At 63.9% G+C, this 9,717-nt stretch carries 7 protein-coding genes; 5 read left to right on the top strand and 2 right to left on the bottom strand.

Annotation, left to right across the window (positions count from 1 at the left end; translation table 11 throughout):
* The first annotated feature begins 192 nt into the window (after nucleotides 1-192).
* Nucleotides 193-945 carry a GntR family transcriptional regulator gene (locus GM909_RS25450; protein WP_157020330.1) on the top strand — a complete coding sequence of 251 codons (753 nt, stop codon included), beginning with the start codon at nucleotides 193-195 and terminating at the stop codon, nucleotides 943-945.
* On the opposite strand, the gene GM909_RS25445 is transcribed toward GM909_RS25450, so the two are convergent.
* Nucleotides 937-2,145 (bottom strand): amidohydrolase family protein, encoded by a 1,209-nt coding sequence (locus tag GM909_RS25445; RefSeq protein WP_157020329.1) that lies wholly within the window; start codon nucleotides 2,143-2,145, stop codon nucleotides 937-939. The genes GM909_RS25450 and GM909_RS25445 overlap by 9 nt on opposite strands.
* A 504-nt stretch (nucleotides 2,146-2,649) precedes the next feature.
* Between GM909_RS25445 and GM909_RS25440 the strand changes: the two genes are divergently transcribed.
* From GM909_RS25440 to GM909_RS25425, 4 genes are all read left to right on the top strand, one after another.
* Nucleotides 2,650-3,840, top strand: coding sequence for an ABC transporter substrate-binding protein (locus GM909_RS25440; RefSeq protein ID WP_157020328.1), 1,191 nt, complete (start codon nucleotides 2,650-2,652; stop codon nucleotides 3,838-3,840).
* Between the two features lie 80 nt (nucleotides 3,841-3,920).
* A complete protein-coding gene (locus GM909_RS25435; RefSeq protein ID WP_157020327.1) occupies nucleotides 3,921-4,793 on the top strand; it encodes a branched-chain amino acid ABC transporter permease in 873 nt (290 codons plus the stop codon).
* A 10-nt stretch (nucleotides 4,794-4,803) separates the two neighbouring features.
* A complete protein-coding gene (locus tag GM909_RS25430) occupies nucleotides 4,804-7,347 on the top strand; it encodes a branched-chain amino acid ABC transporter ATP-binding protein/permease (RefSeq protein ID WP_407941366.1) in 2,544 nt (847 codons plus the stop codon).
* Nucleotides 7,344-8,612 (top strand): amidohydrolase family protein, encoded by a 1,269-nt coding sequence (locus tag GM909_RS25425; RefSeq protein ID WP_157020326.1) that lies wholly within the window; start codon nucleotides 7,344-7,346, stop codon nucleotides 8,610-8,612. The genes GM909_RS25430 and GM909_RS25425 overlap by 4 nt, the downstream gene beginning before the upstream one ends.
* Before the next feature lie 83 nt (nucleotides 8,613-8,695).
* Here GM909_RS25425 and GM909_RS25420 read toward each other — a convergent pair.
* Nucleotides 8,696-9,717 (bottom strand): oxamate carbamoyltransferase subunit AllH family protein (locus GM909_RS25420; protein WP_157020325.1); only part of this gene is annotated, 1,022 nt, incomplete at its 5' end.

The following is a 9,717-nucleotide window of genomic DNA, read 5'->3' as shown; positions in this document are numbered from 1 at the left end:
ATATGCGCCGCAACATAATCGGGTTGAGCAGGAAGGCGAGCCTCGTAACACCCGAAAAAACAGCCGTTTATGGACAGAAACTAGCTAGAGTCTTAGCTTCATTGCAATCGGTTTGGTGTATGGACTAATAGTCGGGCGACAAATCTGTCGCGCCGGCGATCCTGCCGGTGACTTTCTGCATGCCGGGTTGCAATGACAATTCCCACCGACAAGCCAGCCGAGGAAGATCGCATCGGAGCCATCTGTTCCGCCCTGCACAAGGCGATTATCGAACAGGCCCTGAAACCCGGCACCAAGCTGCCCGAGGATACGCTTGGCGAGCGTTTCGGTGTCAGCCGCACGATCGCGCGTCACGCGCTCGGCCAGCTTGCAGCGGAGGGGCTGGTCGAGTTGCGCCGCAATCGGGGCGCGGTGGTGGCGACACCCAGTTGGGAAGAAGCCCGCGACCTGTTCGACATGCGCATCAGTCTGGAGCGCATCGTCGTCTCGCGGCTTGCCGGAAATCTGTCGCGCCAGCGGGTGGCCCAACTCAAGGCTCACCTCGAGAAGGAAAAGAAGGCGCAAGGAGGAAGCGAGGCCATCTCGATCCGTCTTGCCACGGAATTCCACGTTCTTTTGGCCGAGATGACGGGCAGCCCCGTTCTCATACGCTATGTCCGCGAAGTCTGCCTGAGATGCGGTCTGACGCTGGCGCTCTATGCAAGGCCGCATTCCTCCGATTGCGCCGTCAGCGAGCATATGGAGCTTCTCGATGCGCTGGTTTCGGGTGACGCCGAGAGAGCTGTCCGCGTCATGGAAGACCATCTGGAATCGGTTGCGGAACGGGCATTGATCGTGCCCAAGCAGATGCAGGTGGAAAGCCTGATGGATGTGCTCGAGCCCTATTCCACCCGCATCGGCAATGGCGCGCGGGCCGCGCGCGGCAAATCGGCCAGATCACGATGATTCCGCCGCGCAGAACGCGCCGTTCTCGGCGACCAGCGTGCCGGCCTTGTAGACCTGCTGGCGCGCCGGGCGTGCGGTGACCACCTCGGGAATATTTTCCGCGTCCACGACAAAGAAATCGGCCGGCGCGCCGGGCTCCAGCCCGTAGGCGGGTAACCGCAGGGCACGGGCAGCATTGGCCGTCGTCATGGCGAATGCGAGTTCCAGGTCCTCGTCGGTGTTGAAGCCGGAGCGGTAGCCGACCAGCATGGCACGCTCGAGCATGTCGCCGTCCCCGTAAGGCCACCATGCATCGCGGATATTGTCGTTGCCGGCGAAGACGAGCACACCGGCATCGGCCAGCAATCGCACGGGCGGAAAGGCATGGTCGCCGGGCGCATTGGTCATGATCGCGACGCCGGCCCCGGCCAGCGTCTCCCCGGCCCGGCGGGCCATGTCCGGAGCGACCTGACCGAGCCCGTAGGCATGGCTGACGGCGACGCTACCCTGCATGCCGAGCGCGACCGTGCGGCGCGCGATCTTGTCCAGTTCGAACAAGCCGAGATGATCCGGATCGTGGAGGTGGATATCGACATCGACCCCATGCCGCTCGGCAAGACCGAACACGACGTCCAGATGTCCGTTCACGTCCCTGTCGAAACCGGCTGGATCGAGGCCGCCGATCAGGTCCGCGCCCTGCCTGAGCGCTGCGTCCAGGAGGTCGGCCGTTCCCGGGGCCGTTACGATGCCGCTTTGCGGAAAGGCGACAATCTGGATGGAGAGCACGTGCTTGTAGCGTTCGCGTATCTCGCAGATTGCTTCCAGACTGGCCAGCCCGATCTCCGGATCGATGTCGACGTGGCAGCGTACCTGGCTCGTGCCGCGCGAGACGACGCGCTGGATCAGAGCGGCGGCGCGGCTGCGCACATCCGCGACTTGCGCCAGTTCCTCCTTCTCGAATTGCACGCGTTCCCTGACGCTGAATTCGGCCGTGCAGGCGCGATGCGGCCGCCAGGGCCCGCCAAGAAAGGACTTGTCGAGATGGATATGACCGTCGACGAGGCCCGGCAGGACGAGCCCTCCGCCGAGATCGATGCGCCGCGCTCCGTCGGCTGCGGAACCCTGGTCGGGAGAGATGAAATAGCCGGATGAGACGGCAAGCGTGCGACTGCGCCCGTCCGCGAGCCGGGCGTTCTCGAAGATGACGTCAGGTCGTGTCATGTTGCTGCCCTCGATATCCTTGTGCTGCATGGGCGGTGCACATTTTTTGTGCCTTTCGCATACAAAAATTGCATGCGATCGATCCGCTGTCCATCGGCTTTTGTCGGCCGGCCGGTATTCCAGAACAATGTTCGGCGCGACGGTCCATCTTGATGTCGTGAACTCTATCCGAAATGCAGGCGGATTGGAACCCTGCCTCATTTTAAAATCATGGAAAATCAATGAATTATATGATCACTTCGACTCCAGGAAAGGCAAGCTGATCCAATGTCCGCCAGCGGTTCCCCACTGTCCGCCCCTCCTGCTTTCACGCCCGGACGTCGCGAACCGGGCCATGGATGGCATGCATCTTGCATTGTAAGTCCTGCCTGGCGGGGAGCTATATAGAAGTAGACACTTTGATGGATTGCATGCAATTATCGCATGCAAACAACAGAGCGCAACAGAGCGCCGGGGCTCCGGACCATTATCTCGGTCGGAAGCCAAACAAGAGGAGAACAAGCGATGACATTCAAGTGCTTCATTCCGCGGCGAGCGGTTATTGCCGGGGCCATCGGCCTGGCCGCTTCGATCGCATGGGGAGGATCGGGGTTCGCGCAGGAATCGATCAGGCTCGGCCTGGTCGCGGCGCTGTCCGGACAGTCGGCCAAATCGGGCGAAGCGATCACCCGCGGTCTTTCGATTGCGGTCGAGGAGATAAACGAGGCCGGTGGGGTGCTCGGGCGCCCGCTGGAACTTATCGTGCGCGACGATGAAAGCAATCCCGGCAAGGGGCTTCTGGCGGCGCGCGAACTCGTGCAGCGCGAAGGTGTGTCGGCCATCTTCGGCGGGCTGGATACACCGGTGTCGCTGGCGGTGGTTCCGTTTGCCAACCAGACGCAGGTCCCGTTCGTAGGCGTCTGGGCTGCCGGAACGGCGATCACCAGAAACGGGGCGGAAGACAATTATGTGTTCCGGGTCTCGGCGGTTGACGCCCTGGTCGGCGAGGCGCTGGTCGACTACATGATCGATAAATACGGCACCAAGAAGCCGGGCATGATCCTGATCAACAACCCCTGGGGCGAATCCAACGAAGAGGCTCTCACCCACGCGCTCGAGGCCAAGGGACTGTCGTCGGTGGGGATCGAGAAGTTCGAGACCAGCGATGTCAGCGTGGTGCCGCAGCTAACGCGGCTCAAGGAGGCGGGCGCCGAGGTTCTCTTCCTGGTCGCCAATGTGGCGCCCTCGGCGCAGGTGGTTCAGTCCCTCGACAGCATGGGCTGGGATGTGCCGATCGTATCGCATTGGGGTCCGGCCGGCGGCCGCTTTACCGAGCTCGCCGGTCCCAACGGCGCGCGGGTCCACTTCATTCAGACCTTCCTGTTCCGAGGGGAGGAGGATTCGCCAAAGGCACAGGCTCTCTTCGCGAAACTCAAGGAGAAGTATCCCGAGATCAAGTCGGTTGCCGATGTGACGCCGGCGACCGGCATCGCCAACGCCTATGACGCGATGCACCTGACGGCCCTGGCGATAGCCAATGCAGGGTCGACCGACGGCCCGGCGGTGCGCGACGGATTCTACGCCATCGGTAAGTATGACGGGCTCATCAAGACCTATGAGAAGCCCTTCTCGCCGGGGAACCACGACGCCATCGCGTCGAAGGATTACGTCTTCTCCCATTTCGTGGACGGCGAGATCATCCCGCTCGATCGCTGAAGAATTCCGGGACGAGCGGTGGCTCGTTCCGGATTCTCGTCCGGCCCTGCTCCTTTCCCGCGCAATCGGAGGATCGCGGAATGCTTCTGACTTCTGCTGTCGTTACCGGCCTCGGCCTCGGCGCCATGTACGGCCTCATCGCACTGGGTTTCCACGTCACCTATTCGGTCTCGAATACCGTCAACTTCGCTCAAGGCAGCGCGGTCATGGTGGGGGCCGTGCTCGGCTTCACCTTCATGGTCACGCTCGGCTGGCCGTTCTGGATGGCCGTTCCGGTCGCCCTCGCCGGCTGCGCCATATTCGGCCTGGTCGTCGAACGCGTGCTGGTGCGACCCTTCGTGGAACGTGGTTCGGATGCCTGGCTGATGGCGACGGTTGCCGGCGGAATCGTCGTCGACAACATCGTGTTGTTCACCTTCGGCAAGGAGCCGCGCGGGCTGCCGTCGCCGCTGGCGCAGGACTCTTTCGATTTCATGGGCACGGGCGTCTATCCCTTGCAGCTCATCATTCCGATCGTCGGTCTGTCCATCGCCGTCGTGCTTCAGATCGTTGCCCGCCGCACCGCCGCCGGCAAGGCAATGCTTGCCGTCGTCCAGAACAAGGAGGCGGCGCGGCTGATGGGGATCAATGCCAAGGTCGTGATCGCGAGCGCATTCGCCATTTCGACGGTGCTCGCGGGCGTGGCCGGGCTTCTGATTGCGCCGCTGTTTTCGGTCCATTCGGACATGGGCACACTGTTCGGGCTCAAGGCATTCGCCGTTGCAATCCTCGGCGGTATCGGATCGGCCTCCGGGGTCATGCTCGCGGGATTTGCCTATGGTCTCGTCGAGGCGCTGGTGACCGCCTATTTCGGGTCGACCTACACCCAGATCGTCGTCTTCTCGGTCATCATCCTGGCACTCGCGGCAATGCCGAACGGGCTGCTCGGCCGTGCCGCCGTCAACAAGGTCTGAGGAGCCCGGGATGAAACAGTCGCACACGCCCTCAAACCTCGTCATGCCGGCTGCGATAGCCGCGCTTGCCGCAGCCGGCATCGCCTTTGCCTGGACGGCGGACGGATATTTGACATTCGTCGTGGCGCTCGTCGCGCTGACGACCATTGTCGGCGTCGGGCTCAATATTCTAGTCGGTCTGACCGGCCAGATTTCGCTCGGCCATGTCGGATTTTATGCAATCGGCGCCTACACCGTGGGCATCATGACGCAGAACGGCGTCGACTTCTGGATCGCCTTCGCTGCCGCGGGCGTGGTCGCGGCCGCGGTCGGGGCGCTGCTCGCCTTGCCGGCGATGCGTGTCAGCGGCCCCTATCTGGCGATGGTGACCATTGCGTTCGGATTCATCGTCGAGCACGGCGCGGTCGAGATGCGCGGCCTGACCGGCGGGCATAACGGGCTTTTGGGCATCGTCGGTCCGAGCCTCGGCAACCTGGTGTTCGGCGAGCGGGAAATGGCCGTTCTGGCCATCGTGCTTGCGGGTGCCGCGCTTATTCTCTTCGACCGTCTCGCCAAGAGCAGTTGGGGAAAGGCGATGATCGCAGTGCGCGACGACGATATCGCCGCGCGCTCGGTTGGCTTGCATCCGGTGGTTGTCAAGACCGCTGCCTTCGCGACCTCGGCGGCACTGACGGGCCTGGCCGGCGCGCTCTATGCGCCGCTCATGATGTTCATCGCGCCCAGCTCGTTCATGTTCTCCCAGTCGATCATCTTCCTTTTCGCAGTCATCGTGGGGGGCGTGGGCTGGACGCTCGGCCCGGTGGCCGGCGCGCTGGTTACCGTGCTGCTGCCGGAATTGCTGTCCGGTCTTGCCGAATACCGCCTGCTGTTCTTCGGCGGCCTGCTGCTGGTTGTGCTCTGGCTCGCGCCGTCCGGCATTGTGGGCGAGCTGGCGCGCCTATTCCCGCGGCCCCGCGCCGAAGGACAAGGCGGCCGGAGCGACCGCGCGGCCGATGTCGCCGCGTTTCTCGCGCCCGATGGAGACGGGCCGCAGCTTGCCGTCGGCGGGATCGGCATCCGTTTCGGCGGCCTGCAAGCGGCCGAGGGTGTGAGCCTCGGCGGCGTGCCGGGCAAGGTCACCAGCATTATCGGGCCGAACGGAGCCGGCAAAACCACGGTCCTCAACATGATCGGCGGCTTCTACAAGCCGACGGCTGGATCGATCCGGTTGGGTGAAGCGGAGCTGGCCGGGCAGTCTGCCACGACCGTCTCGCGGGCAGGCATCGCGCGCACCTATCAGACGACCAAGCTGTTTCCGACACTCAGTGTTGTCGACAATATCCTGATCGCGATGCGGCGGGGCCGCTTGGGCAATCCGGTCGGCGCGCTGGCCGGCGCGCATGATCGGGACATGGCTCTCGGCCTGCTCGATCTGGTGGGCTATCGGGGAGAGGCCGACACGGCGGCCGGCGATCTGCCGCATGTCGACCGGCGCCTGGTCGAGATCGCGCGTGCGCTCGCGCTCCGGCCCCGCGTGCTACTGCTCGACGAACCCGCGGCGGGCCTCGTGCAGATCGAGAAGGCGGCCCTGGCCCGGATCATGCGGACGATCGCCGACCGCGGCATCGCCGTCATCCTGGTCGAGCATGACATGGGCCTCGTCATGGGAATATCGGACGAGATCCTTGTGCTCGACGCCGGACGGCCGATTGCGACGGGAGCGCCGGCGCAGGTGCGCAACGATCCGGCGGTAATCGCCGCCTATCTCGGGTCCGGTGAGCTGCAGGCGAGGCCGCGCCGGGTTCCCCTGGCAGGCGGCGAGGCGGAGCCGGTCCTTGCCGTGCGCGAGCTCAACGCCGGCTACGCGGCGGTGTCCGTCCTGGCAGGTGTCGACCTTGAGGTCCGTGCGGGAGAGGTCGTTGCATTTCTCGGCGCCAACGGCGCCGGCAAGTCGACCACGATGCGCGCGCTGTCGGGCCTGCTTCGGCCGGTCTTCGGTTCCGTTTGCCTCGAGGGACAGGCGATCGAGCAGTGCCAGGCACATGAGATTGCTCGCCGCGGCATTGCCCTGGTCCCGGAAGGCCGGCAGGTCTTTCCCGAACTCACCGTCGTCGAAAACATCCGCATCGGTGCCTATTGCAGAGGGCGTGGCGACTACAGGGCGGAGATAGAAGCGCTGATCGAACGCTTTCCCCGCCTCAAGGACCGGCTTCACTGGCGCGCGGGGCTCCTGTCCGGCGGCGAACAGCAGATGCTGGCGGTAGCGCGCGGCCTGATGGCAAAGCCGAAGATCCTGCTGCTCGACGAGCCGTCGCTGGGACTTGCGCCGACAATGATCGAGGAACTGTTTGCCGTCCTCGCCGATCTGCGCGACGAAGGCATGACGGTGCTGCTCGTCGATCAGATGGCGTCGCTGACGCTGACCATCGCCGATAGGGGATATGTGCTGGAGCAGGGCCGGATCGTCGGCGCAGGAACCGCCGAGGCGCTGAAAGGCGATTCCGCCCTCGAGGCCGCCTACCTCGGCAGCAACCATGCGCGCGAAGTGCAACCCGCCAAGGCGGTGTCCGCATGACACGGCCGCCCGATTTCGTCCTGCAAGGCGGCCGCATTCACGGCTTCGACGACGTGCCGCGAGACATCGCCGTCCGTGGCGGCCGAATTGCCGCGATTGCCCCACATATCGCGGCGGACGGGCCGAAGATACACATCGGCAACCTGTTGGTGACGGCCGGATTCGTCGAAAGCCATATTCATCTCGACAAGTCCTGTCTTCAGGATCGCTGCAATTGCTCCGATACGCTGGCCGAGGCGATCAAGGAGGTCTCGCTCCTCAAGAGCGTCTTTACCGTGGAGGATGTCTACGAGCGCGGACGGCGCACGCTCGAAAAGGCGATTGTCCAGGGTACGACACGGATGCGCACCCATGTGGAGGTGGACCCGCGCGCCGGACTGCGCAGCTTCGAGGCCGTGCGTCAGCTGAAGCGCGACTATGCCTGGGCGATCGAAATCGAGATCTGCGTATTTCCGCAGGAGGGGCTGCTCAACGATCCGGGAACCGACGAATTGCTCGTCGCCGCTCTCGAGCAGGGGGCCGACCTCATCGGCGGCTGCCCCTACACCGACAGCGATCCGCATGGGCAGATTGCCCGGATCTTTGAATTGGCCTCGCACTACGACGTCGATCTGGACTTTCACCTCGATTTCGACCTCGATGCCTCGCGAATGGATCTTGTCGAAGTCTGTCGGCAGGCGGCGTTGCATCGCCGGGGCGGCCGCGTTGCCGTCGGCCATGTCTCGAAGCTGTCGGCGGCGCCACCTGATCAGTTCGAGGACATCACCCGCATGTTGAGCGAGGCAGGCGTCGCGGTGACGGTCCTGCCGGCAACCGATCTCTTCCTGATGGGGCAGGGACACGACCATCTGGTCCCGCGTGGCGTTGCGCCCGTTCACCGCCTGGCAGCGCAGGGGGTGACGTGCAGCATATCCACCAACAATGTGCTGAACCCGTTCACGCCGTTCGGGGACTGCTCGATGGTGCGGATGGCCAATCTCTATGCAAACATAGCCCAACTCGGCCGGCCCGCCGATCTCGCCGCATGTTTCGAGATGATAACTACGCTCCCGGCACGGCTGATGAACAAGGCCGACTATGGTATCCGGGTGGGAAACCCGGCCGATCTGGTGGTGATCAATGCGTCATCGGAAGCGGCGGCTGTCGGCGAACTGGCCCAGCCTCTGTTCGGGATCAAGGCAGGGCGCAGCACATTCACCCGCCCGGAGGCACAGCTGCATATACCCGACAAACGTGGCCACCAAACGACGTTGTTGCAGGGATAGGCCGTTGGCGGGGAGTGAGGACTTGCACGTCTGACAGGATCGCCTGAATGCCGCATGAGTTCAATGACGCGCGCCGCCATGTTCTAGGTCCGCAAGGCGACGGCAATCCCCGCAAGTGCATCCCAGGGCGACGAATGGCCCTGCCCGCACAGCGCGTCCAGACCCGCCCCGAGGCCGGAAATATCGGCGGCCAGGATGGCATCGATCACATGATGAAGCCGTTCCGCCAGCCTGCCTTCGGCGGCACTCGTCAGATGGGCAAGACTGATCGGATGGGTCGCCGCGGGTCCGCGTTCGACTATGATCCGCCACAGGATAGCGGAGTCATGCTGGCGCCCCACAATGCGCAGCGCGGCCAAAAGCCCGGCCAGAAAATCGTCGCCGGAAGGGGTCAGGCCCGGCCCCAACCCCAGAAGAGCGCCGACCGCGCTGTCGAGCAGCGGCGATGCTGTCGGTCTGGACTGATCCAGCCAATCACGGATGACGCTGATATGCGAACCGGCGGCCCGGGCGGCAAGACCGATTGCCAGCGGCGATTGCCGCGCATAGCAGCCGAGCCCCTCGGCTGGCGGTGCCGCTGGCAAGAGGTTTTCGAGCGCCTCCAGCCCCCCGGCCAAAGTGGCCGAGCTCCAGACCGGCGGCCTGGCTGGATGCCAAACGGGCGCGGCAAGTCCGATTGTTCCTTTTCCACCGAGCATCACCGTTTCACCGGATATGCTTACACGGTGCCCCTCGAATGTCAGATGCCGCCAATCGCGCGGACATCCCCGCCCGCATGGAACGTTGAGCGGCCCGCGGCCGATTTCCTCGGCGCCGATGCAAACCCAGCGTTTCTCAATGTTGAGATAGATCGAGCGTTCGAAGACCGCCGCAACATGGCCAGTTACACCGGAACGTAAGATCCGGCGCGCGTCAATGCCGACGCTCTGTGCCGAGGCGATCATGGGGCAGTGTCGCATCATTGCGGAAAACAAGGAGTTAGACCGATTCAGCGTTTCCGTGAAAAAGCTGCACCGTTCTAAGGCCTGTTGAGATTCAGGATTCCACCCGCGGCTTGAACATGATTCAAGCTTCGGATGGAACGATTCGTACTGACGGACGCCCA

It is taken from the genome of Mesorhizobium xinjiangense, from assembly GCF_009749525.1.
Taxonomy (GTDB): domain Bacteria; phylum Pseudomonadota; class Alphaproteobacteria; order Rhizobiales; family Rhizobiaceae; genus Mangrovimarina; species Mangrovimarina xinjiangensis.
The sequence above is the reverse complement of the archived record's forward strand: the minus strand, read 5'-3'. Positions and strand labels throughout refer to the sequence as shown.